Origin of the sequence: Bradyrhizobium sp. I1.14.4 (genome assembly GCF_050435825.1) — a bacterium.
Taxonomy (GTDB): Bacteria; Pseudomonadota; Alphaproteobacteria; order Rhizobiales; family Xanthobacteraceae; genus Bradyrhizobium.
Window position 1 is genome coordinate 1 of the sequence record NZ_JBNDLA010000007.1, and the last position, 26,530, is coordinate 26,530.

Below are 26,530 nucleotides of genomic sequence, written 5' to 3' on the forward strand. Positions count from 1 at the left end.
AATCTCTCTCACGGACGGCTCCCTTGTCTGAGATTTGCAACAACCTCATTCTGGCACAACTGATGCCGTAGGGGGCCGTCCACCCCATCAACCACAAATGTCCAATGTTGTGCAGCGCTGGAACGACGAGCCCCAATCACAACAGCCGCCGCGGAGTATGGGTCCCTGCTTTCGCAGGGACGACATCGAGCGTGTTGCTTGACAGTTGAGCTCGAAACTCTATTCCGAACGCACATCACCCCACCCTACCCGGCCGGTGTCAGGATCGCCTGCTGTGCCGCGTGCCAGCTCTCTTCGTCCGGCGCGCAGAGCAGGCCGCCGGTCAGATTGACCGGCCTGTAGGATGAGCCGTCGAAATGCGCGCTGTAGCCGCCGGCCTCGCGATGCAGCAGCCAGCCAGCGGCATGATCCCACGGCATCAGCTTGTTGTAGAACAGCAGATGGCAATGTCCGGACGCCGCCATGCGATATTCATGCGCGGCGCATCGGAGCCAGGCGCTGGCACCGAGCTTGGACAGATTGCCGGCAACAATTGCGCGCAGCGGCTCAGGCAGGAAATTGACGCCGACGACCGCGTCCATCTGCTCGACCGGCACGGCCGGCGCCACTCTCAAGTCATGCCGCCTGCCGTCGGGCATCTCGAGCCACGCGCCCTCGCCGCGCAGCGCGAATGCGGTGTCGTTGCCAACGGGATCATGGATCGCGCCGAACACGATTTCGCCGCGCATCGTGGCGGCCACCATGGTGCCGAACAGCGGCAGGCTCGAGGTGAAGTTCCGCGTGCCGTCGATCGGGTCGATGATGAAGGCGAGCTCCGCGATTCCGACTTGATCGAGCGCGGCCGGATCACGCGCCGTGCCTTCCTCGCCGATCACGGCGGCATTCGGGAACGCGCGGCGCAACGCCGTCGATATCGCCTGTTCGGCGAGTTCATCGGCTTCGGTGACGACATCGAACGCCGACGTCTTGGTACGGACCTCGATCTCCCGCACGCGGCGGAAGCGCGGCATGATCTCGCTGCGGCCGACTTCGGCGAGGATGTTTCCGATGTTCAGCGCATCGGCATGAGAGAGTTTCACGCGGGTATTCTCCTGCCTTGCATCGGCATTCTATCGCCGAATTGTGACCGCGCGGCGGTCACCGGCGCTGGTTGTAAACATCGATGCAGACGGCGCCAAGCAGGACGAGGCCCTTGATCACTTGCTGATAATCAATGCCGATACCAAGGATCGACATGCCATTGTTCATCACGCCCATGATCATGGCACCGACCACCGCGCCGCCGACCCGGCCGACGCCGCCATAGGCGGACGCGCCGCCGATGAAGCAGGCGGCGATCACGTCGAGTTCGAAGCCGAGGCCGGCCTTCGGCGTCGCGGTGTTGAGCCGCGCGGCGAACACCAGACCGGCGAGCGCCGCGAGCACGCCCATATTGACGAAGGTGAGAAATGTGAGCCGCTCGGTCTTGACGCCCGACAGCTTCGCCGCCTTGGCGTTGCCGCCCACCGCATAGATCTGCCGGCCGATCACCGTCCGCCTCGTGACAAATCCGTAGAGCGCGATCAGAACCGTCATGATCACCAGTACGTTCGGCAGGCCGCGATGCGAGGCGATCAGATAGGTGAAGTAGAGCACCGCACTCGCCAGCGCGATGCTCTTGACGATGAAGAACGCGTAGGGCTCGACCTCGATGCCGTGCGCCTGCTCGCGCGACCGGCTCTTGGCGCTCGCCAGCACCAGCACGAACGCCAGCGCGACGCCGATCAGGAGCGACGTCGGGTACAAGGTTCCGGCGCTGGGGAACAACTCGGGGATGAAGCCCGACGACAGCTTCTGGAAGGTCGGTGGAAACGGCCCGACCGACCGGCCCTGCAGGACCGCGAGCGCGAGGCCCTTGAACACCAGCATGCCCGCCAGCGTCACGATGAAGGACGGAATCTTGAAATACGCGACCCAGTAGCCCTGCGCCGCGCCGATCGCGGCACCGATCAGGAGACAGGCAATGAAGGCGATCGGGTAGTCGACATGGTAGCTCACCATCAGCACCGCCGCGACCGCGCCGACAAACCCCGCGACCGAGCCGACCGAAAGGTCGATATGCCCGGTGACGATCACGAGCAACATGCCGAGCGCCATGATCACGATGTAGCTGTTCTGCAGCACGAGATTGGTGAGATTGACCGGCTGCAACAGCGTACCGTCGGTCACGATCTCGAAGAACAGCATGATCGCGAGCAGCGACAGCAGCATGCCGTAATTGCGGAGATTGTTCTTGATGAAGCCGGAATGCCTGGGGGACTCGGGAAGTGATATCGTCTTGTCGGTCATGGCGCCCCTCCTCCGGCCCGTGCTGCACCGTCATCGGCGCCGGACATCCTGACATTGCGCATGATGGCGCGCATGATCTTCTCCTGGGTCGCATCGTCCTTCGTGAACTCGCCGACGAAGGCGCCGTCATTCATCACGCAGATCCGATCGCAGATGCCGAGCAGCTCAGGCATCTCCGACGAGATCACCACGACAGCCTTGCCGGCCTCGGCGAGCTCGTTGATGATACAGTAGATCTCGTACTTTGCCCCGACGTCGATGCCGCGGGTTGGCTCGTCCAGCAGCAGCACCTGCGGATCGGTCATCAGCCATTTCGACAGCACCACCTTCTGCTGGTTGCCGCCCGAGAGCTGCCCGGCCTCCTGATAGACGTCAGAACAGCGGATCCGCATCCGGTTGCGGTAATCGCTCGCGGCCTTCAGCTCGACGACATCGTCGATCACGCCACGATCCGACACCTGGCGAAGGCTCGCCAGCGTGACGTTCTTGCGGACGTCGTCGGCAAGAATCAACCCGAGCTGCTTGCGGTCCTCGGTGACATAGGCAAGGCCGGCATGGATCGCAGCCGGCACGCTGGCAAGGTTCGCCTCTCGTCCGTCCAGGCTGATCTTGCCGGAAATATTGTAGCCCCAGGCTCTGCCGAACAGGCTCATGGCGAACTCGGTGCGGCCGGCGCCCATCAGGCCGGCGATGCCGACCACCTCACCACGGTGCACCCTAAAATCGACGTTCTTGATCACCTGCCGGGCGGTGTGCAGCGGATGATGCACCGACCAATTCTCCACCGTCATCACCGGATCGCCGATCTCGATCTTTCGCTCGGGGAAGCGATGCGCGAGATCGCGGTTGACCATGCTGCGGATGATCCGGTCCTCGTCGATCTGCTCCATCCTGCAATCGAGGCCGTCGACGGTGCGGCCGTCGCGCAGCACCGTGATCCGGTCGGCGACCCGTGCGACTTCGTTCAGCTTGTGCGAGATCAGGATCGAGGCGATGCCCTGCTCGCGGAATGCCAGCAACCGGTCCAGCAGCGCGGCACTGTCGGCCTCGTTGAGGCTCGCGGTCGGCTCGTCCAGGATCAGGAGGCGCACCTTCTTCGACAACGCCTTTGCGATCTCGACCAGCTGCTGCTTGCCGACGCCGAGATCGGTGACCAGGGTATCCGGCGATTCCCGCAGGCCGACCTGTGCCAGCAGTTCCGCCGTCCGCCGGTACGCCGCATTGCGGTCGACCACCCCGAACCGCGACGGCGCGCGCGACAAAAAGATGTTCTCGGCGATCGACATCAGCGGGATCAGCGCCAACTCCTGGTGGATGATGATGATCCCCAGCGCCTCGGAGTCGTTGATATCGCGGAACCGGCGCTCCTCGCCGTCGAACAAGATCGACCCTTCATAGCTGCCGGCGGGATAGACGCCGCTCAGCACCTTCATCAGGGTCGACTTGCCGGCACCGTTCTCGCCGACCAGCGCATGGATCTGCCCGGCCTCCGCGGTGAAGTTGACGTCGCGCAACGCCTGCACGCCGGCAAAGCTCTTGCTGACGTCACGCATCTCAAGCATCGCCGTCATCAGATCACGTCCCACGGGGCCGATCGCGCTCGGCACTATCAGCCACGGCCCACCCGCCTGTCCGCCTCAGTCGAATTGCGAGCGCTTGTAGTAGCCGCTGTCAATCAGGACTTTCTCCCAATTGGTCTTGTCCACCACGACCGGCTTGAGCAGATAGGACGGAACCACCTTGACCCCGTTGTTGTAGGTCTTGGTGTCGTTGACACTGACCTCCTTCTTGCTCAGCACGGCATCGACCATGTCGGCGGTGACCTTGGCGAGATCGCGGGTGTCCTTGAAGATGGTCGAGTATTGCTCGCCGCGCAGCATCGCCTTGATCGAGGGCACCTCGGCGTCCTGGCCGCTGACGAACGGCATCGGCTGGTCCTTGCTGCCGTAGCCGACGCCCTTCAGGGAAGAGATGATGCCGATCGACAGGCCGTCATAGGGCGACAGCACCGCATCGACGCGCTTCTTGCCGTAGAAGGCGCTGAGCAGATTGTCCATCCGTGCCTGCGCGGTCGCACCGTCCCAGCGCAGGGTTGCGACCTTGCCCATGCCCATCTGGCCGCTGCCGACCACGAGCTTGCCGCTGTCGATATACGGTTTCAACACCGACATCGCGCCATCGTAGAAGAAATATGCATTGTTATCGTCGGGCGAACCGCCGAACAACTCGATGTTGAAGGGCCCCTTGCCCTCCTTCAGCCCAAGCGCCTGCTCGATCGATTGAGCCTGCAACACGCCGACCTTGAAATTGTCGAAGGTTGCGTAATAGTCGACATTGGGGGTGTCGCGGATCAGCCGGTCATAGGCGATCACCGTGATGCCCTGGGCCTTGGCCTGCTTCAGCGCGTCGGACAGCGTAGTGCCGTCGATCGCCGCGATGACCAGCACCTTGGCACCCTTGGTGACCATGTTCTCGACCTGGGAGAGCTGGTTCGGGATGTCGTCGTCGGCATATTGCAGATCGGTGCCGTAGCCGCGCTCCTTCAACACCTTGACCATGTTGTTGCCGTCGTCGATCCAGCGTGCCGAGGACTTGGTCGGCATCGCGATGCCGATGGTCGACTTGCTCTGGGCGAGCGCATCCGATGCGGCCCCCGTGAGACATGCCAACGCCAGCGCGAACAACGAGACCTTCAATTTGAACATGCGTCACTCCCTTGGCTTTTTTGAGTTGGGGTACCGTTGCCTTGGACAGCGTCAATCGACGCCTGTCATTCGTTGGCTGGCCGCAGATTTACGGCGATTTCGGATCGGCGCCGGGGCCGTCACGAACCGAAAATCGCGGAATGTCGATTGAACCCGTCAATAGCGCCATGCTCACTCCACGCGATCAGCGATCCTGCAATGCCGGGGTCGTCACCCGCGAGTCATGTCTCGGGACGAACGAGGCGTAGGAATGACGTGGAGGGACCATGAGGCGCTGTCTCCTGGAATTGTTGGCAAGCACCGGCGCCCCCAGAACCTCTGGTGGTTTGCTACTGCTTCTGGCAACTTTTGGTGGATGGTGCCCTCACTGTGCTATGGATGCAAGCACGATTTATTCAATCGTCCGAAGAAATTAATCGGAAACAGGAGGATCATGAGGCGCTATCTCCCGGAATTGTTGGCACGTTCCACCGCCTGCCGGAATTTCTGGTGGTTTGGCGCTGTTTCTGGCCGAAGATGCCCCTACTGTGCCATGGATGCAAGCGCCATTTATTTAACTTCCAGAAGAAATTAATCGGAACAGCCGCCCGGCGGCGGCAGCGGCCTTTAGTCGTCGATCTCGGAGAGATCGTCGACGACCAGAAGCGCCTCGGCGAAGTCATCATCGCCGAAATACGCGCTGCGGGTGATGACCACGGGAACTCCCGCACACGACGCCGCGACGAGACCGTTGCCGGAATCCTCGACCGCGATGCAGTCCGCCGGTGGGAGCCCGAGCCGCTTGAGAACCTCGACATAGACGTCGGGCGCGGGTTTCTTGCGCGGGACATCGTCGCCAGCCACGATCGTCTCGAACAGATCGGCCCAGTCCAGGCCGAGCGAGACCGCAAGCAACGCACCGATGTTGCCATGCGACGTCGTCGTCGCGATCGCCAGCCGCTGGCCGCGGCGACGGGCACTGTCGAGAAACGCGCGCACTCCCGGCCGCAACGGGCAGCCGCCCGCCGCGATCAACGCGGCGTAGCGCGCGGTCTTGATCCGATGCAATTCGGCAATGTCAGCAAAACTCAGCAATGGAACCGCATTGCGTTGGTCAAAGGCACGAATGCGCTCCTTGCCTCCGGCAACCCGGAGCAGCCGCCCATAGGTGACCTGATCCCAGAACCAATCGAGACCGGCTTCGGCAAACGCCTCATTGAAGGCGCGGCGATGCACTTCCTCGGTCTCGGCGAGCGTGCCGTCGACATCGAAGATCAGGGCACGCGCGCTCGCAATGACGTCGCGCATCCCGGCGCTCCTGATGAGGGCGAGCGCCTGGTTCATCGTCCCTCATCCGCCACGCCGATCCCTTTGGTGAACACGCGGCTGGCAAGCACGTCGCCCGCCTCGATCGACATCACGTCGTCGGCCGTGAGCGTGCGGTCGAGCTTCGCCACGATCCGGTTGGCCTGGCGCAGCCGGATGCGATCGAGCGCGTTGCGGATCGAGCGTGCATTCGAGAACAGCGGCTGTTCCTTGCGCGCGGCGATGTAACGGATGAAGGCCTCGCATGCTTCAGGGGAGAACCGATAATTCTGCTGCTGCAACATCAGCTCGGCGATCCAGAGCAGTTCGCCGTCCGAATAGTCCGGGAAGTCGATGTGATGCGCGATGCGGGACCGGAAACCGGGATTGCTCTGGAAGAATTTCTCCATGCGGTCGCCGTAGCCGGCCAGGATCACCACCAGATCCTCGCGCTGCTGTTCCATGACCTGCAGCAGGATCTCGATCGCCTCCTGCCCGTAGTCGCGCTCGTTTTCGGGACGATAGAGGTAATAGGCCTCATCGATGAACAGCACGCCACCCATCGCCTTCTTCAATATTTCTTTCGTCTTCGGCGCGGTGTGGCCGATATATTGCCCGACCAGATCGTCGCGCGTGACGCTGATGACGTGGCCGCGGCGCACGAAGCCGAGCTTGTGCAGGATGCCGGCCATCCGCAGCGCAACCGTGGTCTTGCCGGTGCCGGGATTGCCGGTGAACGACATGTGCAGGGTCGGAAATGTCGTCGCCAGCGCCATCTTCTGCCTGATGCGTTCGACCAGCAGGAGCGATGCGATCTCACGGATGCGCGTCTTCACCGGCTTGAGGCCGATCAATTCGGAATCGAGCTGGTCGAGCACATCGCCGATGCCGAGGTCGGCGAATTCATGCCGGAGATCGACGGTTTCGGGCGGCACCTCGCGGATTTGGTCTTGCGGTTGCGTCATTATCCTCTCGCTTCGAAAAGCTCCGTCGCCGCGCGGCGGCGACGGAGAAGTGCATCCGGACCAGGACGGTCGAGGGAGCAATCCGCCTGGCTTGCAAGCCGGACGCGGTCACTGATCTGCGTAGCGTTCGCCCTCGGGGCGCGTCGCCGCATAGGCATGGGTCGAGTAACGCTGGTTGCGTCCGGCGGCTTCCTGGCGGTCGAGCCGGAAGCCGGGCTCTTCGCGCGGCCGGTTGACGATGAAGGAGATACGAACGGATTCCCAGCCGGGGCTGGAATCGAAACCGGAGATCCGGATATAGCGGTTACCATAGACCCGCCGGCAATCGGCGAGCTCCTTCATGATGCCGGCCGCGTCGCGCAGGTCGAACATCGGCAGGCCCCACATATCCCAGTAGGTGTTGCGGGGGTGCGGATCGTCGGTGAACTCGATGTTCACCGCCCAGCCCTTGTCGAGGCAGTATTGCACCTGCGCGGCGATCTGCTCATCGGTGAGATCGGGCAGGAACGAGAAGCAGCCTTGGGTAACGCGCATGAGAAACTCCTGTCAGACCGCCATGCTCGGCGTGGGAACGAAATCGGGGGCGTCCGTCGATTCGTAGTTGAAGGTGACGTCCTTCCAGACGTCGAGCGCCTCGCGCAGCGGCGTGCAGGTCTGCGCCGCCTTGGCCAGGATCTCCGGGCCCTCATGGACGTAGTCGCGCCCCTCGTTGCGGGCGAGGATCATGGCTTCCAGCGCGACGCGGTTGGCGGTGGCGCCGGCCTGGATACCGCGGGGATGGCCGATCGTGCCCCCGCCGAACTGCAGCACGACGTCCTCGCCGAGAAGATCGAGCAACTGGTGCATCTGGCCGGCATGAATGCCGCCGGAGGCCACCGGCATCAGCTTGTTGAGGCTTGCCCAGTTCTGGTCGAAGAACACACCGTGTTCGAGCTGCATCGGATTGAAGTCCTCGCGGCAGATGTCGTAGTAGCCCCGCGTCGTGTTCGGGTCGCCCTCGAGCTTGCCGACCACCGTGCCGGCATGGATGTGATCGACGCCGGCCAGCCGCATCCATTTCGCGATCACGCGAAACGAAACGCCATGACTGCGCTGCCTGGTGTAGGTCGAGTGGCCCGCCCGATGCAGATGCAGGATCATGTTGTTCCTGCGTGCCCACTTCGCCATCGACTGGATCGCGGTGTAGCCGATCACGAGGTCGATCATGACGATGTTGGAGCCGAGCTCATGGGCAAATTCGGCACGCTCGTACATATCCTCCATGGTCGCCGCGGTGACATTAAGGTAAGTGCCCTTGATCTCTCCGGTCGCGGCCTGCGCGCGGTTGACCGCTTCCATGCAGTACAGGAAGCGCTCACGCCAGTGCATGAAGGGCTGCGAGTTGATGTTCTCGTCGTCCTTGGTGAAGTCGAGCCCGCCTTTCAAGGCTTCATAAACAACACGGCCGTAGTTGCGGCCGGACAGGCCGAGCTTCGGCTTCACGGTGGCGCCGAGCAAGGGACGGCCGAACTTGTCGAGCCGCTCGCGCTCCACCACGATGCCGGTCGCCGGCCCCTGGAACGTCTTCACATAGGCGATCGGAAGCCGCATGTCCTCGAGCCGCAATGCCTTCAGCGGCTTGAAGCCGAACACGTTGCCGATGATCGAGGCGGTCAGGTTCGAGATCGAGCCCGCCTCGAACAGGTCGAGATCATAGGCGATATAGGCGAAATAGCTGCCGGGCGAGTTCGGCACCGGATCGACGCGATAGCATTTCGCCCGGTATTTCTCCGCGGCCGTCAGCCGATCGGTCCACACCACGGTCCAGGTCGCTGTCGAGGATTCGCCCGCCACCGCCGCGCAGGCTTCGGTCGGATCGACGCCGTCCTGCGGTGTGACCCGGAACAGTGCGATGACATCGGTATCCTTGGGCTCGTAGTTCGGCTCCCAATAGCCCATCCGCTTGTATTCCATCACGCCGGACTTGTAGCGATCCTTGCCGCGCACGGTGATCGACGGCTGAATATTCATCAAAATCTCCTGTTGTTCGCCGCCATTTGCTCAGGCGGCCTGGGTCATCTTTCCAATCTGCGGATCAAATGCGCCGGCGCGATAGCGTCTGGCCATCTCCGGCAGCGCAACCACCTTGATCCTGGCGGCATTGCCGGCTGTGCCGAACTGCTCGAAGCGGTCACGGCAAAGTTCGCGCAGCGCATCCATCGCAGGCTTCAGGAATTTGCGCGGATCGAACTCGCTCCTCGACTGCACGGCGACCTTGCGGAAGGCCGCCGCCATCGCCAGGCGGCAATCGGTGTCGATATTGACCTTGCGCACGCCGTGCTTGATGCCACGGACGATCTCCTCGACCGGCACGCCCCAGGTCTGCGGCATCTCGCCGCCGAACTGGTTGAACATGTCCTGAAGCGGCTGCGGCACCGAGGAGGAGCCGTGCATCACCAGATGCGTGCTCGGCAGGCGCGTGTGGATTTCCTCGACCACGCGCATCGCCAGGATTTCGCCGTCAGGCCGCCGCGTGAACTTGTAGGCGCCGTGCGAGGTGCCCATCGCGATCGCGAGCGCATCGACCTTGGTGGCGCGGACGAAATCGACCGCCTGGTCCGGATCGGTGAGCAGCTGATCATGGCTCAGCTTGCCCTCGACGCCGTGACCGTCCTCCTGCTCGCCGCCGCCATGCTCGAGCGAGCCGAGCACGCCGAGTTCGCCCTCGACCGACGCGCCGACCCAGTGTGCCATCTCGACGACCCGGCGGGTGATATCGACATTGTAGTCGTAGTCGGCCGCGGTCTTGGCGTCGGCCTTGAGCGAGCCGTCCATCATCACCGAGGTGAAGCCGTAGCGGATTGCGGTCGCGCAGGTCGCCTCTTCGTTGCCGTGATCGAGATGCAGGCAGAGCGGGATCTGCGGATACATCTCCTCCAGCGCATCGATCATCTTCGCCAGCATGATGTCGTTGGCGTAGGACCGCGCGCCGCGCGAAGCCTGGATGATGACCGGCGCGTCGCAAGCCGCCGCCGCCTCCATGATGGCGAGGCCCTGCTCCATGTTGTTGATGTTGAAGGCCGGCACGCCGTAGCCGCGTTCGGCGGCATGGTCCAGCAACTGCCTCAGTGTTATCCGCGCCATGATGGCATCCTCCTTTCAATTCGCTCGTTGCATGAGCTGTTTTGCCGTCGCGGCGATCGCCGCAGGCGTGATGCCGAATTCGCGGTAGAGCACATCGGCCGGCGCCGACGCGCCGAAGCCGGTCATGCCGACGAACGCGCCGTTGTCGCCGAGCCAGCGTGCCCAGTCGCCCTCGACAGCGGCTTCCACGCCGACGCGCGGGGCGCTACCCAGCACCTGGGTGCGATAGTCGCGCGGCTGCTGGCGGAACAGGTCGAAGCACGGAGCCGAGACGACCGCGGCCTGTACCCCTTCTGCCGCCAGCAGCTTTGCGGCTTCGAGCGCGATCGCCACCTCCGAACCCGTTGCAATCAGGGTGACGTCACGCCCGAAGGACGGCTCGACGAGAACGTAGGCGCCGAGCGCGACCTGGTTGTCCTTGCTGCCGTCGCGGACCGTCGGCAGCGCCTGCCGCGACAGGCAGAGGATCGACGGCGAGGTCTCTGCCTTCAGCGCGCAGTCCCAGGCTTCCGCCGTCTCGACCGCATCGGCCGGGCGGAACACCAGCACGTTCGGGATCGCCCGCAGCGCCGCCAGATGCTCGACCGGCTGATGCGTCGGTCCATCCTCGCCAAGCCCGATCGAATCGTGGGTCATCACATGGATGACGCGGATGCCCATCAGCGCCGCAAGGCGGATCGCCGGCCGGCTGTAATCGGCGAAGCTGAGGAAGGTGCCGCCATAGGGAATGAACCCGCCATGCAGTGCGATGCCGTTCATCGCAGCCGCCATGCCATGCTCCCGGATGCCGTAGTGGATATAGCTGCCGTCGAGCGTTTCCGGCCGCACCGAAACCTGCGACTTCGCCAGCGTGAGATTGGAGTGCGTGAGGTCGGCCGAGCCACCCAGGAGATTGGGCAACGCTTCGGCGATCACGTCGATGACCTGCTGCGAGGCCTGCCGCGTGGCGATTTTCGGCCGCTCGGTTGCGAACCGCCCGACGAGCATCGCCATCGCTTTGGTGTAGGCGCAGGGCAGTTTCCGGTTCAGCGCGTCGTGGAACGGAGACCGCTCGCCCTTGTCGGCCTTGCAGGCGCCGCGCGAGCGCTCGATCCAGGCCCGCCGCGCGTCGCGGCCGCGGCCGCCGAGTTCGCGCCACTCGGCCAGCACGGCATCGGGGACTTCGAATGCCGGATACGGCCAGCGCAGTGCGGCCCGGGTCTTCGCCACCTCATCGGTGCCGAGCGGCGCGCCATGCACCTTCTCGCTGCCTTGCCGGTTCGGCGCACCGAATCCGATCACCGTCCGGCAGGCGACCAGCGACGGACGATCGCTCGATCTTGCCTGCCTGATCGCCGCAGTGATGGCCTGCGGATCGTGACCGTCGATGCGGCAGACGTTCCAACCGCTCGCCCCGAACCGCGCCGTCTGGTCGTCCGAACAGGACAACGAGGTCGCACCATCGATCGAGATGTGGTTGTCGTCGAACAGCACGATCAGCCGGTTCAGCCGCAAATGTCCGGCGAGCGAGATCGCCTCATGGCTGATGCCTTCCATCAGGCAGCCATCGCCGGCAATCACGTAGGTGTAGTGGTCGACAAGATCGTCGCCGAAGCGTGCGTTCATCAATCGTTCGGCGAGCGCCATGCCGACCGCGGTCGCGATCCCCTGCCCGAGCGGCCCGGTTGTCGTCTCGACACCGGGAGTATGCCCGTATTCAGGATGTCCGGGGGTTTGGGATCCCCACTGCCTGAACGTCTTGAGTTGATCGAGCGTCATGCTCTCGTAGCCCGTCAGATAGAGCAGCGCATAGAGCAGCATCGAGCCGTGACCTGCCGACAGCACGAAGCGGTCGCGGTCGGGCCAGGCCGGATCGGCCGGGTCGAACTTCAGGAAGTCCGTGAACAGCACGGTGGCAACATCGGCCATGCCCATCGGCATGCCGGGATGACCGGATTTCGACTGCTCCACCGCGTCGATGGCGAGGAAGCGGACGGCGTTGGCCATCTCGTCGTGGCTGATTTCGGGTCGGCTGGCAACGGACGCAAGTGCGGTCATATCGTTCGCCTCTTTCGTTCGATCAGTTGCAGGATCAGCGGGGTCAGGATGAGTTGCATCGCGAGGTCGAGCTTGGCGCCATGAATCACGATCGAATTGGCGCGCGACATGAAGCTGTTCGGGATCATCGAGAGCAGGTAGGGAAAATCGATGCCGCGCGGGTTCTTCAGCCGGATCACGACCATCGATTCATCCGGCGTCGGGATCCAGCGCGCGATGAACGGGTTCGACGTATCGACTGTCGGCACGCGCTGGAAGTTGATGTCGGTCTCGCTGAATTGCGGGCAGATGTAGTTCACGTAGTCCGGCATGCGGCGCAGGATGGTGTCGGTCACCGCCTCGGTGGAGTAGCCGCGATGGCTGCGATCGCGATGCAGTTTCTGGATCCATTCGAGGTTGATGACCGGCACGACGCCGATCTTCAGGTCGGCGTGCTGCGCGACATTCACCGTGTCGGTGACGACGGCGCCGTGCAGGCCCTCGTAGAACAGCAGGTCGGAATTCTCCGGCAGCGGCTCCCACGCGGTGAAGGTGCCGGGCTCGGCGCCGTAGAGCCGGGCCTCCTCCTCATCATGCACGTAGTGTCGCGTCGTTCCGGTGCCGGTCTCGGCATAATCCCGGAACAACTTCTCCAGCTCGTCGAACAAATTGGTCTCGGGGCTGAAATGGCTGAAATTCTTGTTGCCGCCTTCGGCCTTCTCCAGCATCCGGCTGCGCATCTCGGCGCGGTCGTAGCGGTGGAATGCATCGCCCTCGATGTAGGCTGCGACCACGTTCTCGCGGCGGAAGATGTTCTCGAACGTCTTCTTCACCGAGGTGGTGCCGGCGCCGGACGAGCCGGTGATCGAGATGATGGGATGTCGACGAGACATGCGCTTCCCCTCAAAGGAACAGGCCGCGCCGCGCGAACAGCGGGGCATCGCTGCTCTCGAACAACGGCTCGACGGTCAGGTGGATCGCATCGACGTCGCGCACGGCGCGCGCCGATCCCATGATCAGCGGCACGCGCTGATGCGGCGTGCGTGCAGATAGTTCGAGTATCCGCGACCGGCCGTTCGACGCGGCGCCGCCCGCCCATTCCATGATCAGTGCGATGGGATGCGCCTCATACAACAGGCGCAACCGGCCCTCGCGGTAGCCCTGGCGCGCGTCTGCCGGATACAGGAACACGCCGCCGCGCATCAGGATGCGGTAGGCTTCCGCCACCAGCGAACCGATCCAGCGCATATTGAAGTCCTGCCCGCGCTCGCCGTTCACGCCAGCAAGGCAGTCGTCGATGTAGTTGCGCACCGGGCCGCTCCAGTGCCGTCGGTTCGAGGCATTGATGGCGAATTCCGACGCTTCCGGCGGCACCCGCAGGTCACGCGCAGTCAGGACGAACTCGCCGGTTCGCGGGTCCAGCGTGAAACAGTCGACACACTGGTCGAGCGCCAGCACCAGCACGGTCTGCGGACCGTAGATAAAGCAGCCTGCGGCACGCTGCGCCGTGCCTGGCTCGAAGAAGGTCGAGATGATGTCGTTTCCCTTCGGCCGGATCGAGAAGATCGTGCCGATCGAGATATTGTTTTCGAGATTGGCGGATCCGTCGAGCGGATCGATCGCGACACAGAGCGGCGCGTCCGGATCGAGCGTCTCCGGCAGCTCGACCTCTTCTGACAACACCGCGGCGACCGGCGCGGCGTGCAGCGCGTCTCGCATCAGGCGGTCGGCGACGATGTCGATGGTCTTCTGGCGATCGCCGTCCGGATTGACCCCGCCGCTCTCGCCGCCGATGCCGGCGAGCGGTCCGGCGGCAATGATGCGCGAGAGCTCGATCGCGGCGCCGGCAAGCGCTTCGATCACCGCAACGGTCGCGGCACGCAACGGGTTATGCTGCGTCGGCCACTCCAGATGGGCATGCAATGCAGGACGAATCTCCACCGGCCTCTCCCTATGATCGCGCCCTCTGTCCCGAGGCTTCGAGAGGCGACCTCAGGGGAGTCGCCTTCGCCGTATCAACGCGCGAATTGCCCAATTAGGGAAATTTTATTATCTTTGGTCTTGGCAAAGTATTTCTTATGGAGCTTGTCATGGCCGGGAACTTCTCGCGGGACCTCACCATCCGCCAGCTGCGCGCGCTGTCCACCGTGCACGAGGCGGGCTCGATCACGTCGGCGGCCAATCGGTTGAACCTGACGCAGCCGGCGGTGACGCTGCAGCTCCGCAACCTGCAGGCGCTGGCGGGATTGCCGTTGATCCAGCGTACCGGCGACGGCATGGCGGTGACGGATGCCGGCGCGCATGTGCTGACGCTGGTCGAGCGGATCGAGGCGGCGCTGAAGGACTGCGAACAATCGCTCGACATGATCGCGGGCCGCAGCGGCGGACGTGTCGCGATGGGTGCGGTCTCGACCGCGAAATACTTCGTGCCGTTTGCGATCGCGGCGTTCTCGCGCCGCTTTCCCAAGATCGAAGTCACGCTCAGGATCGGCAACCGCGAGGAGATCCGCGACGCGCTGCGCGGCTACGATCTCGATATCGCGGTGATGGGCCGGCCGCCGGCCGATGTCGAGGTCGAGATGAAGCCGCTCGGCCGGCATCCGCACTTCATCATCGCTGCGCCCGATCATCGGCTGGCGCGCCGGCGTCACGTCTCCCCGCCGGAGCTCGCCAACGAAACCTTCATTACCCGCGAGCAAGGATCGGGCACGCGGATGCTGATGCAGCAATATTTCGAGCGGGTCGGACTGGAGCCGAAGCTCGGGATGGCCATGGACAGCAACGAGACCATCAAGCAGGCGGTGATGGCCGGGCTCGGCATCGCCTTCATATCCCAGCATACGGTGTTTCATGAGCTGGAAGACGGCCGGCTGGTGGTGCTCAAGGTAAAGGGCCTGCCGATCGTCAGGCAGTGGCACGCGATCAGGCGAACCGACAAGATCCTGTTGCCGCCCGCGCAGGCCATGCTGGATTTCCTCGGCAAGGAGGGCTGGCGCTATCTGCCGAACTCGCGCTAGCCGCAGATCGCGCGACGGGAAAAATCGAGCCGGTACCGTATGTTAAGCATTGCAGTTCCGACAAGCGCGTGGCACATCTTGATCGCGGTCACCTGCGGACCGCATCCCTGCGAGGGAGGATGAACTGCAGAACCCGTCCCCGCCGATGCCTGACTTCAAGGCGTTATTCGAGGCGGCGCCCGGCCTCTATCTGGTGCTGACTCAGCCCGACTTCCGCATCGTGGCAGTGAGCGACGCCTATCTGCGTGCCACCAAGACCGAGCGCGCCGCGATCCTTGGGCGCGGGCTGTTCGACGTGTTTCCCGATAATCCGGACGATCCGGCCGCCGACGGGGTGCGGAACCTGCGCGCCTCGCTCGAGCGCGTGGTCCAGTTCCGCCGCCCCGACACCATGTCAGTGCAGAAATACGATATCCGCAAGCCGGAGTCTGAGGGCGGCGGATTCGAGGAACGTTACTGGAGCCCGCGCAATACGCCGGTGCTCGGGCCGAGCGGACAGTTCACCTACATCATCCATCGAGTCGAAGACGTCACCAGCTTCATTCAGCTGAAGCAGCGCGGCGCCGAGCAGGACAAGCTGACAGACCGGCTGCGCGAGCGCACCGAGCAGATGGAAGCTGAAATCTTCATGCGCGCCCGCGAGGTCGAGGCTGCCCGCGAGCAGCTCGAAGCCGAGCAGAAGCTGCGCCAGGTGCAGAAGATGGAAGCGGTCGGGCACCTCACCGGCGGCATTGCCCACGACTTCAACAATATCCTGACCGTTATCACCGGCCTGATCGACATCCTCGCCGAGGCTGTCGAGCACGATGCCGCGTTGTCGTCCGTCACCAAGATGATCAGCGACGCAGCCTTTCGCGGTGCCGAGGTGACCAAGCATCTGCTGGCCTTCTCGCGGCAGCAGCCGCTGCAACCGCGTGAAGCGAATCTCAACACGCTGGTGCAGGACACCGCGCGGCTGCTGCGCCCGTCGCTCGGCGAGCAGTTCGAAATCGAGACCGCGCTCGAGTCTGACGCCTGGCCGGCCTTCATCGATCCCAGCCACATGTCGACCGCGCTGCTCAATCTCGCCGTCAATGCCCGCGATGCGATGCCCGATGGCGGCAAGCTGATGCTGGAGACCAGCAACGTCATCCTCGACGAGGTTTATGCCGCCGCCAATCCCGATGTGCGGGCGGGTGAATATGTGATGGTCGCGGTCAGCGACACCGGCGGCGGAATCCCGGCGGCAATCCGCGACAAGGTGTTCGAGCCGTTCTTCACCACCAAGGACACCGGCAAGGGCACCGGCCTCGGGCTGAGCATGGTCTACGGCTTCATCAAGCAGTCCGACGGGCACCTCAAGATCTATTCCGAAGAGGGCCACGGCACGTCGATCAAGCTCTATCTGCCGCGCAGCAGCGGCGACATGGTCGACGTCGAGCCGCCTGCTCCGGCCGACACGCGCGGCGGCAATGAATCCATTCTGGTCGTCGAGGACGATCCGCTGGTCCGCAATTACGTCAGCGCCCAGCTCGAGCAGCTTGGCTACCATACGATGGTCACCGCCAACGGCCCCGAGGCATTGGCTGCGGTCGACAAGGGGTTCGTCTGTGATGTGCTGTTCACCGACGTCATCATGTCCGGCGGCATGAACGGCCGGCAGGTCGCCGATGCCGTGATCGCCAGGCTGCCCTCGGTGCGCGTGCTCTTTACGTCGGGCTACACCGAGGATGCGATCATCCATCACGGCCGTCTCGACCCCGATGTGACGCTGCTGCCGAAGCCCTACCGCAAAGCCGATCTTGCGCGGATGATCCGGCAGGTGCTGACCCAGCCGGCCGCGTCGGCGCCAGCCAAGTAAGCCCGGCTGCTTAGGGTCCGAAGCTCGAGCGGCTCTGGATCTTCCAGGCACCGTCGAGCAGGCTGAGCACATAAAGGGAATCGTAGACCCCGATGATCGATCCGTCCTCGCGGTAGCGCGTGTAGCGGAGGGCGTAGTGCGCCTTCGCCGGCGAGGACTGGACGAGCTTGGTCTCATTCCAGGCGCTGTGATGCCAGCCGTCCTGTTTGCGCAGCCGCTCGAACAGGTCCATCGGATTGTTGCCGGGTTGCTGATAGACGGTGACCATGCCGCCGGCGATCCGTACATGCGGAAAGTGCATCAGCGTGTCCATGACCGAGGCGTCATAGCGATTGAGCGCCGCCATCCAGCGCGTCAGCACATCCCGGCATTTGGCCTCATCGTCGCGCGAAATCTGCGCCTCGACGGTATAGGTCGCGGCCCGCTCCGCCGGCATCATGCGCCTCCACTCTGCCTATCGATCTGGTCGGTCGGCGCGGCGCATCCGGACAGGAAGAGTGCCGCGCAGGCCTTGGCGCGAGCTTCCATCTCGCTGTGCAGTGGAGCGGGCTTGTGCCCGAACATGACGTCGCGCTGCGGTTTGAAAACAAGCATGCCGAGCAGCATGCCTGCAGCGACCTCGGCATCATCGAGCACGATCCGCGCACGCCGCTGCTGCACGCCGAGCCAGTCCGCCAACGCGGCGATGGTTCGCTGCATGGCCTTTTCATAGAACGTCTCGGCAATGTCGGGGAATTTGTCGCTTTCGGCAAGGATGATCCGTTGCAGCGCGATGACCTCGGCATCGAGAATAAGCTCGGCGCAGGTCAGCAGCGCGGCCTCCAGCGCGGCCGCGACATTGCGACCATCACATGCGCCGAGATTCACGATGGACACGAACCGGTCCACCCGATCCGTCACCATGCCTTCGAACAGCGCCAACTTGGTCGGGATCAAACGATAGAGTGTCTTGGTGGAGACGCCGGCGCGGCAGGCGACGTCGGCGATGTTGGCCGCAGCAAACCCACGCTCCGAGAACTCGCGCCGTGCCGCCTCATAGATCAGCGCACGCGTCTCGTCGTCGGAACGAAGCTGCGGCCGCCCGCGGCCGCGCCGTTCCGGCGCATCCTGTTCTGCCTGACCTTTGCCTTTCCCGCTCATCGTTAGATCCGAGCCATGCTTTTAGATGATGCCTGTCATTCTATTGACAGTCCCAATATGGGCTCTATTTTGGAAAACATCAAGTTTCCTAATTAATCCAACGGGCCTAACCAGAAATTTGCAATATTTTCCAAAGGGATAGAATGGATCAGGAGCGCCGCCATGAGCCAGCATGAGACATCATTCAAGGCCGAGAGCCAGGTTCCGGCCGAAACCGCCAAGCAATTGATCGCTGACCCGGAAGCGGCCAAGCCGCCTGCAGCCAAGGGCAAGCTTCGCCGCCTGCTGCTGGCCGGCGCAGCGCTCGCCCTCCTCGCGGGCGGAGCCTGGTACGGCTGGGACTACTGGACCGTCGGCCGCTTTCAGGTCTCGACCGACGACGCCTATGTCAAGGCCGACAACACGGCGATCGCGCCAAAGGTCTCCGGCTATCTCAGCGCGGTGCTGGTAGGCGACAATGAACATGTGCGCGCCGGCCAGATGCTGGCACGGATCGATGATCGCGACTTCAGGGTCGCGCTGGATCAGGCCAAGGCCGATGTCGCCGCTGCCGAAGCCGCGATCGCGAGCAAGCGTGCGCAGCTCGATGTACAGCAGTCCGTGATCGAAGCGGCACGCGCGACGCTCGCCGTGGACACCGCAACGCAGACCTTTGCCGAACAGGAGAACAAGCGTTACACCGACCTCGCCGGCACCGGCTTCGGCAGCGTGCAGAATGCGCAGCAGGCGCAGTCCCGCTACGCCAGCGCGCAGGCCGCCATCGCCCGCGATACCGCGAACCTCGCCTCCGCGCTGCGTCAGGTGGAGCTGCTCAAGGCCGACATTGCCCAAGCGGTCGCGGCGCAGGCACGGGCGACTGCGCTCCAGCATCAGGCCGAGTTGAATCTCGGCTACACCACCATCACCGCCCCGATCGACGGCGTGGTCGGCAACCGCACCCTGCGCACCGGCCAGTTCGTCCAGGCTGGCACGCAGCTGATGTCGCTGGTGCCAGCCACCGGCGCCTATGTGATCGCGAACTACAAGGAGACGCAGCTCACCAATGTGCGCAAGGGTCAGCTGGTCGAGATCGCCGTCGACATGTTCCCGGGGCACGTCGTGCGCGGCCATGTCGACAGCCTCGCGCCGGCCAGCGGCCAGGAATTCGCGCTGCTGCCGCCGGACAACGCCACCGGCAACTTCACCAAGGTGGTGCAGCGCATCCCCGTGAAGATCGCGCTCGAGGCGACGCCCGTTGAACTGCGGCCCGGGATGTCGGTGATCCCGACCATCGCAACCTCGTCGCAACCAGCCGAGGCGCCGCGCTCCAGTGCCTCTCCCAAGCTCGCTGTCGCCTCGTACAAATAGGTGATGCCATGTCCGACCTTGCGCTCTCCTCCCCAGCCGCTGCACCCCGCGCGGCAGCGGTAGCGGTCGATCCCAACCGCGCCAGCATGGCGGTCTGGATTTCCATCGTCGCCGCGATGATCGGCGCCTTCATGGCGATCCTCAACATCCAGATCACCAACGCCTCGCTGCTCAACATCGAGGGCGGCATCGGAACCGGCGTCGACAACGGCTCCTGGATCTCGACATCCTATCTGATCGGCGAGATCGTGGTGATCCCGCTGACCGACTATCTCAGCCGGGTGTTCTCGTTCCGCAAGATCATCCTTGGCTTCGCCACGCTGTTCGCGATCTTCTCGGTGGCCTGCGCCTTCACCCACGACCTATCGTCTATGATCGCGATGCGCGGCCTGCAGGGCTTCTTCGGCGGCGTGCTGATCCCGATGGCCTTCACGCTGGTGTTCACCAAGCTGCCGAAGCCCCAGCAGCCGGTCGGCCTCGCGATGTTCGCGCTCGCCGTGACGTTTGCTCCGGCGATCGGCCCGACCATCGGCGGTTACCTCACCGAGAATTACGGCTGGCAGACCATCTTCTTCGTCAACGTGATTCCGACCGCGGTCATGGTCATCACGCTCTATTTCACGCTGGAACGCCAGCCGATGCAGCTGCATCTGCTGCGCGAGGGCGACTGGCTCGGCATCGCCACGATGGCGATCGGCCTCTCCTCGCTGCAGGCCGTGCTCGAGGAAGGCAACAAGGACGACTGGTTCGGCTCGCCCTTCATCGTCAGGCTCGCGGTGATCGCAGCCGTCAGTCTGACCCTGTTCGTGTGGATCGAGCTCGTCGTGGAGAAGCCGCTGATCCGACTGCGCCTCTTGACCCAGCGGAGCTTCGGTTTCGGCACCATCTCGGCGGTGTTCGTCGGCTTCGCGCTGTTCGGCTCGGTCTACCTGCTGCCGGCCTATCTCGGCCAGGTGCAGCGTTACAATGCCGAGCAGATCGGTCAGGTGCTCGCATGGACCGGCCTGCCGCAACTGATCCTGATCCCGCTGGTGCCGAAGCTGATGCAGCGCTTCGACCCGCGCTTCATCGCCTTCACCGGCATGATCCTGTTCGCGATCTCGTCCTTCATGAACATCTCGATGTCGCTCGATTACTCCGGCGACCAGTTCTTCGTCCCGAACATCGTCCGCGCGATCGGCCAGGCGATCATGCTGGCGCCGTTGTCGGCCGTCAGCCTCGGCAGCGTCGCGCCGCAGGATGCCGCGGCCGCCTCCGGCATCTCCAACATGATGCGCAACCTCGGCGGCGCGATCGGCACGGCGCTGCTCGCCACCATCGTCACCAAGCGCGAGCAGTTCCACTCCAACATCATCGGCCAGTCGGTCGACCTCGGCCGTGAGGAAGTACGCACGCGGATCGCCGAAGTCACCAACTACTTCCTGAGCCACGGTATCTCCGATCCGGCGACCGCGCACAACCAGGCGATCGTGACGCTCGGCAACATCGTGAAGCGCCAGGCCCTGGTGCTCGGCTTCAGCGACACCTTTGCCGTGATCGGCATCGTACTGGTGTTTGCCGCGATCGCGATCCTCTTGACCGGCAAGCCGAAGAATACGGCCGGCGGCGGCGCGGCGCATTGATCCCGCATTGAATCTTCGGACGGCGGCCACAGGCCGTCGTCCCCGCTAGCTTGCTTCGCGCAGCTTGAAGCGCTGGATCTTTCCGGTCTGGGTCTTCGGCAGCGCCTCGACGAAAGCGATCGCGCGGGGATATTTATACGGCGCGATCGTCGCCTTGACGTGATCCTGCAACAGCTTGACCTCGACCTCGTCGTTACGCGCGCCCTGCTTCAGCACGATGAAGGCAGAGACGATCTGCCCGCGCTCCTCGTCGGGTGCGCCGACTACGGCACACTCCGCGACGTCGGGATGCCCGAGCAGCGCCGCCTCGACCTCGGGACCGGCGATGTTGTAGCCCGCCGAAATGATCATGTCGTCGGCGCGCGCCACGAATGACAGCCGGCCGTTTTCGTCGCTGACAAAGGCATCGCCGGTGATGTTCCAGCCATCGCGGACATACTTGCTCTGCCTGGAGTCCGCGAGATAGCGGCAGCCGGTCGGGCCGCGAACCGCCAACTTGCCGACTTGGCCCGGCGGCAGCTCGTTCATGTCCTCATCGACGATCTTGGCCTCGTAACCGGCAACTGGCGTGCCCGTGGTGCCGCCGACGGCGCTGCCGGTACGGTTGGTGATGAAGATGTGCAGCAGCTCGGTGCTGCCGATGCCGTCGAGGATCGGCTTGCCGGTCTTCTTGGTCCAGCTCTCGAACACCGGCGCCGGCAGTGTCTCACCGGCCGAGACGGCGAGACGCAGCGACGACAGATCGGCGCCATTGTCCATCGCGGCCATCATGGCCCGATAGGCGGTCGGCGCGGTGAAGCAGATCGTCGCGTTGTAGGTCTCGATGATCCGGATCATCTCGCTCGGCGCCGCATTCTCCAGCAGCGTCGCAGTAGCGCCGAAGCGCAGCGGGAAGATCGCAAGCCCGCCGAGACCAAACGTAAACGCAAGCGGCGGCGAGCCGACGAACACATCGTCCGGCGTCACCTTGAGGACCTCCCGGGCATAGCCGTCCGCGACGATGAGGAGATCACGGTGGAAATGCATCGTCGCCTTGGGTTCGCCCGTGGTGCCCGATGTGAATCCGAGCAGCGCGACGTCGTCGCGGCCGGTCTTCACCGCATCGAACTTGACCGGCTTGTTCAGCGCGATCCGGTCGAGCTCGGCATCGTGGTTTTGCGTGCCGTCGAAATTGACGACCAGCTTGAGGAATTTGCTGGTCTTGGCGCAGGCCACCAGTTCGTCCGCGATGCGGCTGTCGGTGAGTGCGATCGAAATCTCGGCCTTGTCGACGATTTTCGTCAGCTCGCCGGCGCGCAGCATCGGCATGGTGTTGACGACAACAGCACCGGCCTTGGTCGCCGCAAGCCAGGCCGCGACCAGCGCCGGGTTGTTGCCCGAGCGGATCAGGACGCGATTGCCCGGCTTGACACCATAGTTCTCCACCAGCGCATGCGCCAGGCGGTTCGACCAGTCGGTCAACTCCTTGTAGGTGCGCTGGCGGCCGTTGCCGATCAGCGCGACGCGATCGCCCATCCCCTGCTCGACGATGCGGTCGGTCAGCTCGACCGCAGCGTTGAGATAGTCGGGATACTGGAATTCGGGCCGGTCAAGCAGCAGCCGCGGCCATTGCTGAATCGGCGGCAGGTTGCGCCGTGCGAAATCGTCCACGTGCCCGGACGGGCCGAGCGCGGGAAATTCACCTGACATTCGATTGCCCCTCGCTTTCCATCCAGAAAGGCCAAGATGTTGTCGGCCAAGACCAAATATCGAGAAGACCAATATCGAGGACGCCCGGCGGCGTTCCAATCGCCAATCATTTTATACTTAAAACAATTCGGCGCAAGGGTGGAAATGGCAGCGCTGCTCAGAACCTCAGATCTGCGTGAGCTGCTTCAACCGGGCGACCATCGCCGACTCCGGGTCGGCGAGCGGCGCGATAGCGGTGAAATGATTGGCATCAGGCACAACGCCGAACCGCGTTGCCACGCCCGCTCTGCCCCAGACATCGACGATGGTCCGGCTCTGCCGGTGATATTCGGCGCTCTCGGTGCCCCCGACGACGGCATCGAGCGTTGCGCCGGCGGGCGCTTGCCAGAACAGCGGGCTAACCGCCCTTGCTGCGTCGTGGTCAAGACCAAGCGCCTTGTTGATGGAGGTGCCGACCAGCGGCTCGAGCTCGAACAGGCCCGAGATCGCGTAAGCAGCCCTGACCAGGTTCTTCGGCATCGACGCATCATAGGACGTCCAATCGGTCGCGAGCATGCATGCGGCAAGATGTCCGCCGGCGGAGTGTCCCGACACGACCAGCGGCCGTCCGAGCTTCGCCAGCTCACGGCAAGCCGCGCGCATCTCGCGGATGATGTCGCCGACCGTGACACTGGGGCAGAGATCGTAGCTCGGCACCGCGACGCTGATGCTGTGGCCATTGAGACCCCGCGCACAGTGGCTTGAGGACGAACCATCGAGCGCCTGCCAATAGCCGCCGTGGATAAAGACGACGAGTGGCCCGTCACCATCGCCCTCGAACAGGTCGATTATGTTGCGGCTGCCGGCACCATAGGTCAGTCGCCGCGGCGGATGCTGCTCGCGATAGGCTGCCGAGTCCGTCGCCCAGCCGGCCATCAGCGCCGGGTTTTCCGGCACCCGCGCCCGGTTGCTGTATTCGGCCTCGTAATCGATCACGCTCACGGCGCTACGCTGTCCTCGACTTGGTGGAGCGTTGCGCCGAACCCTTGGCCTTGGCGAGCAGCCGCATCAGTTCGCGGATATCCTTCGGCGAAAGGTCGCCGAAAATATCGGCGATCCATTTCTCATGCTCGGCCGCCATCTTGCGGAATTCGGCGCGGCCGAGCTTGGTCAGCCGGATGAACTGCACGCGGCGGTCCGTCTCCGAGGTGCGGCGGTCGAGATGGCCGGACTCGACCAGGCGCTCGACCAGCCCGGTAACATTACCGTTGGACACCATCATCCGCTTCGAGAGGTCCGACAGCGTCATGCCGTCGGACACCTTGTCGAGCTGGGCCATCAGGTCGAAGCGCGGCAGCGTGACGTCGAACTTCTCGCGCAGCCGGCTGCGTACTTCGCCTTCGATCAGTGTGGTGCAGGTCAGCAGGCGCAGCCACAGCCGCAGCTCGGTGCCGTGATCGTCGGGCAGTTCGACGGCTTTGGTTTCGGAATCGAGGATCATGCGCCGATCTTGCCTCCGCGGCGGGTTCCGGTCGGACCAATTACTTTGAGCTTCAAGCAATTCGCGGTGCCCTGCAAGGACAATTGCGAATCGTGCGTGATACGCCGGCGCAATCCTGTAATTTCTTTAAACTTCAAGCAATTGGCGCGCCGCTTGCATGTGCAGCGCCTGCATGATGCACGACGGTCGCCTGACGCAATGCCACATCGCTTGCAGCGGTCGCGCGCGTCAGACTAAGCTGAGGCCAAATAAATTGAGGCGAATTGAACTGAGGCCAATTGAACTGCGGCAGAGGCATCAAGCCAGTGGTTGGGGAGTGACATGAAGCAACTGACGAAGCTCGTGGGATTGGCCGCGCTGCTGGGTATCGCGGCGACCCCGGCGGCCGCGCAGGAGAAGATCAAGATCGGCGTTATCGTGACGACCTCCGGTCCGGCCGCAGCGCTTGGCCAGCAGGTCCGCGACGGCTTTGCGCTCGCGATCAAGGACCTCGGCGGCAAGATGGCCGGCCGCGATGTCGAGATCGTCAACGCCGACGACGAGCTCAAGCCCGACGGAGCCGTGGTCAAGGTGCGCGGTCTGCTCGAGCGCGACAAGGTCGACTTCGTGGTCGGGCCGATCTTCTCCAACATCCTGCAGGCGATCCACCGTCCGGTCACCGACAACAAGACCTTCCTGATCAGCCCGAATGCCGGCCCGTCCAGCTATGCCGGCAAGGAGTGCAACCCGTTCTTCTATGTGACGTCCTACCAGAACGACCAGGTGCACGAGATCCTCGGCAAGGTGGCGCAGGACCGCGGCTACAAGCGCGTCTATATGCTGGTGCCGAACTATCAGGCCGGCCGCGACTCCGTCGCCGGCTTCAAGCTCGACTACAAGGGCGAGATCGTCGAGGAATCCTACACGCCGCTGAACACGCTGGATTTTCAGCCCGAGCTCTCCAAGATCGCCTCGCTGAAGCCGGATGCGCTGTTCACCTTCATGCCCGGCGGCATGGGCGTCAATCTCGTGAAGCAGTACAAGCAGGCCGGCGCCACCGTGCCGGTACTCTCCGCCTTCACCGTCGACGAATCCACCCTGCCCGCGCAGCAGGACGCCGCGGTCGGCATGTTCGGCGGGGCGAACTGGGCGCCCAACCTCGACAATCCCCAGAGCAAGACGTTCGTCGCGGCCTATGAGGCGGCCTACAATGGCGTGCCCGGCACCTACGCCATGCAGGCCTATGACGCAGCGCTCTTGATCGACAGTGCGGTCAAGGCCGTGAAGGGCAATCTCTCCAACAAGGACGCGGTCGCGGCCGCGCTGAGGAAGGCCGACTTCACCTCGCTGCGCGGTAACTTCAAGTTCAGCAACAACGGCTATCCGATCCAGGATTTCTACCTCACCAAGGTCGCGAAGCGGCCGGACGGCAAATTCCAGACCGAGATCGTCGACAAGGTGTTCTCGAACTATGGCGACCGCTACGCCAAGGACTGCGCCACCAAGTAAGATACAGGAGGATACAAGTCATGAAAGACGAGATCGCCGGCATCACCCGCGCCAATGAGGGCATCCAGGGCATTTCCTGGAGCATCCTCGGCCAGACCTATGTGCCGAAGAGCCGCACCGAGCATTCGTTCTCCTGGCACGCCACCTTCCCGCCGGGCACTTTCGTTCCGCCGCATATCCATCCCGACCAGGACGAGTACCTTTACATTCTCGAGGGCAAGCTCGACTTCATGCTCGACGGCGCCGATGAAGCAGCCACGCCAGGCGATCTGGTGCGCCTGCCGGCGGGCAAGCCGCACGGCATCTTCAACAAGTCGCAGCAGCCGGCCAAAACGCTGTTCTGGGTGTCGCCGACGAGGAGGCTCTACGACCTGTTCTGGGCGATCCACAACATGAAGGAGCAGAACCCGGATGACGTGGTGCGGCTCGCCGCCGAGCACAACATCCACTTCCTGCCGCCGCCTCCGGCGTAACCCACTCGCCTCT

At 63.8% G+C, this 26,530-nt stretch carries 23 protein-coding genes; 6 read left to right on the forward strand and 17 right to left on the reverse strand.

Annotated elements, in window-relative coordinates:
- Positions 1-245: 245 nt before the first annotated feature.
- From ABIB78_RS16190 to ABIB78_RS16245, 12 genes are all read right to left on the reverse strand, one after another.
- On the reverse strand, positions 246-1,079 hold the full coding sequence (locus tag ABIB78_RS16190) for an inositol monophosphatase family protein (protein ID WP_429026171.1): 834 nt from the start codon (positions 1,077-1,079) through the stop codon (positions 246-248).
- Positions 1,080-1,137: 58 nt separating this feature from the next.
- Positions 1,138-2,328 carry a multiple monosaccharide ABC transporter permease gene (mmsB, locus tag ABIB78_RS16195; RefSeq protein WP_429026173.1) on the reverse strand — a complete coding sequence of 397 codons (1,191 nt, stop codon included), beginning with the start codon at positions 2,326-2,328 and terminating at the stop codon, positions 1,138-1,140.
- Positions 2,325-3,899, reverse strand: a complete 1,575-nt coding sequence (gene mmsA, locus ABIB78_RS16200; protein WP_429026176.1) for a multiple monosaccharide ABC transporter ATP-binding protein — start codon at positions 3,897-3,899, stop codon at positions 2,325-2,327. Before mmsA ends, mmsB begins: the two co-directional genes overlap by 4 nt.
- A 66-nt stretch (positions 3,900-3,965) precedes the next feature.
- Positions 3,966-5,033, reverse strand: coding sequence for a multiple monosaccharide ABC transporter substrate-binding protein (gene chvE / locus ABIB78_RS16205; RefSeq protein WP_429026178.1), 1,068 nt, complete (start codon positions 5,031-5,033; stop codon positions 3,966-3,968).
- 606 nt (positions 5,034-5,639) lie between these two features.
- Entirely contained in the window at positions 5,640-6,356 is a 717-nt protein-coding gene (locus ABIB78_RS16210; protein ID WP_429026180.1) for an HAD family hydrolase, read from the reverse strand.
- Entirely contained in the window at positions 6,353-7,282 is a 930-nt protein-coding gene (gene cbbX, locus ABIB78_RS16215) for a CbbX protein (RefSeq protein ID WP_429026183.1), read from the reverse strand. The genes ABIB78_RS16210 and cbbX overlap by 4 nt, the downstream gene beginning before the upstream one ends.
- A 108-nt stretch (positions 7,283-7,390) precedes the next feature.
- Positions 7,391-7,816, reverse strand: coding sequence for a ribulose bisphosphate carboxylase small subunit (locus ABIB78_RS16220; protein ID WP_429026184.1), 426 nt, complete (start codon positions 7,814-7,816; stop codon positions 7,391-7,393).
- Between the two features lie 12 nt (positions 7,817-7,828).
- Positions 7,829-9,292 carry a form I ribulose bisphosphate carboxylase large subunit gene (locus ABIB78_RS16225; protein ID WP_429026187.1) on the reverse strand — a complete coding sequence of 488 codons (1,464 nt, stop codon included), beginning with the start codon at positions 9,290-9,292 and terminating at the stop codon, positions 7,829-7,831.
- Positions 9,293-9,322: 30 nt separating this feature from the next.
- On the reverse strand, positions 9,323-10,405 hold the full coding sequence (gene fba, locus ABIB78_RS16230) for a class II fructose-bisphosphate aldolase (protein WP_429026188.1): 1,083 nt from the start codon (positions 10,403-10,405) through the stop codon (positions 9,323-9,325).
- A 15-nt stretch (positions 10,406-10,420) separates the two neighbouring features.
- Positions 10,421-12,442: a transketolase gene (gene tkt, locus ABIB78_RS16235; RefSeq protein ID WP_429026190.1), complete on the reverse strand. Its 2,022-nt coding sequence runs from the start codon at positions 12,440-12,442 to the stop codon at positions 10,421-10,423.
- Positions 12,439-13,314, reverse strand: a complete 876-nt coding sequence (locus tag ABIB78_RS16240) for a phosphoribulokinase (protein WP_429026192.1) — start codon at positions 13,312-13,314, stop codon at positions 12,439-12,441. The genes tkt and ABIB78_RS16240 overlap by 4 nt, the downstream gene beginning before the upstream one ends.
- Positions 13,315-13,324: 10 nt before the next feature.
- Complete coding sequence (locus tag ABIB78_RS16245; RefSeq protein WP_429026772.1) at positions 13,325-14,356, reverse strand: class 1 fructose-bisphosphatase; 1,032 nt, start codon at positions 14,354-14,356, stop codon at positions 13,325-13,327.
- A 155-nt stretch (positions 14,357-14,511) separates the two neighbouring features.
- On the opposite strand from ABIB78_RS16245, the gene ABIB78_RS16250 reads away from it, so the two are divergent.
- Entirely contained in the window at positions 14,512-15,438 is a 927-nt protein-coding gene (locus ABIB78_RS16250; protein WP_429026194.1) for a LysR family transcriptional regulator, read from the forward strand.
- 145 nt (positions 15,439-15,583) lie between these two features.
- A complete protein-coding gene (locus ABIB78_RS16255; RefSeq protein ID WP_429026197.1) occupies positions 15,584-17,278 on the forward strand; it encodes an ATP-binding protein in 1,695 nt (564 codons plus the stop codon).
- A gap of 10 nt (positions 17,279-17,288) precedes the next feature.
- Here the strand turns inward: ABIB78_RS16255 and ABIB78_RS16260 are convergent, their stop codons facing one another.
- Both ABIB78_RS16260 and ABIB78_RS16265 read right to left on the reverse strand, forming a co-directional pair.
- Complete coding sequence (locus ABIB78_RS16260; protein ID WP_429026200.1) at positions 17,289-17,714, reverse strand: hypothetical protein; 426 nt, start codon at positions 17,712-17,714, stop codon at positions 17,289-17,291.
- On the reverse strand, positions 17,714-18,418 hold the full coding sequence (locus tag ABIB78_RS16265; RefSeq protein ID WP_429026202.1) for a TetR/AcrR family transcriptional regulator: 705 nt from the start codon (positions 18,416-18,418) through the stop codon (positions 17,714-17,716). The genes ABIB78_RS16260 and ABIB78_RS16265 overlap by 1 nt, the downstream gene beginning before the upstream one ends.
- 162 nt (positions 18,419-18,580) lie before the next feature.
- Between ABIB78_RS16265 and ABIB78_RS16270 the strand changes: the two genes are divergently transcribed.
- Positions 18,581-19,765, forward strand: a complete 1,185-nt coding sequence (locus ABIB78_RS16270) for an HlyD family secretion protein (protein ID WP_429026205.1) — start codon at positions 18,581-18,583, stop codon at positions 19,763-19,765.
- 8 nt (positions 19,766-19,773) lie between these two features.
- Positions 19,774-21,387 carry a DHA2 family efflux MFS transporter permease subunit gene (locus ABIB78_RS16275; protein ID WP_429026207.1) on the forward strand — a complete coding sequence of 538 codons (1,614 nt, stop codon included), beginning with the start codon at positions 19,774-19,776 and terminating at the stop codon, positions 21,385-21,387.
- 45 nt (positions 21,388-21,432) lie between these two features.
- On the opposite strand, the gene ABIB78_RS16280 is transcribed toward ABIB78_RS16275, so the two are convergent.
- The 3 genes from ABIB78_RS16280 to ABIB78_RS16290 form a co-directional block, all read right to left on the reverse strand.
- Positions 21,433-23,076, reverse strand: coding sequence for an AMP-binding protein (locus ABIB78_RS16280; RefSeq protein ID WP_429026209.1), 1,644 nt, complete (start codon positions 23,074-23,076; stop codon positions 21,433-21,435).
- Between the two features lie 165 nt (positions 23,077-23,241).
- Positions 23,242-24,057, reverse strand: a complete 816-nt coding sequence (locus tag ABIB78_RS16285) for an alpha/beta hydrolase (RefSeq protein WP_429026212.1) — start codon at positions 24,055-24,057, stop codon at positions 23,242-23,244.
- 4 nt (positions 24,058-24,061) lie between these two features.
- On the reverse strand, positions 24,062-24,556 hold the full coding sequence (locus ABIB78_RS16290; RefSeq protein WP_429026214.1) for a MarR family winged helix-turn-helix transcriptional regulator: 495 nt from the start codon (positions 24,554-24,556) through the stop codon (positions 24,062-24,064).
- A gap of 321 nt (positions 24,557-24,877) precedes the next feature.
- On the opposite strand from ABIB78_RS16290, the gene ABIB78_RS16295 reads away from it, so the two are divergent.
- Both ABIB78_RS16295 and ABIB78_RS16300 read left to right on the forward strand, forming a co-directional pair.
- Complete coding sequence (locus ABIB78_RS16295) at positions 24,878-26,044, forward strand: ABC transporter substrate-binding protein (protein ID WP_429026216.1); 1,167 nt, start codon at positions 24,878-24,880, stop codon at positions 26,042-26,044.
- 20 nt (positions 26,045-26,064) lie between these two features.
- Complete coding sequence (locus ABIB78_RS16300; protein WP_342722921.1) at positions 26,065-26,517, forward strand: cupin domain-containing protein; 453 nt, start codon at positions 26,065-26,067, stop codon at positions 26,515-26,517.
- Positions 26,518-26,530: the final 13 nt, after the last annotated feature.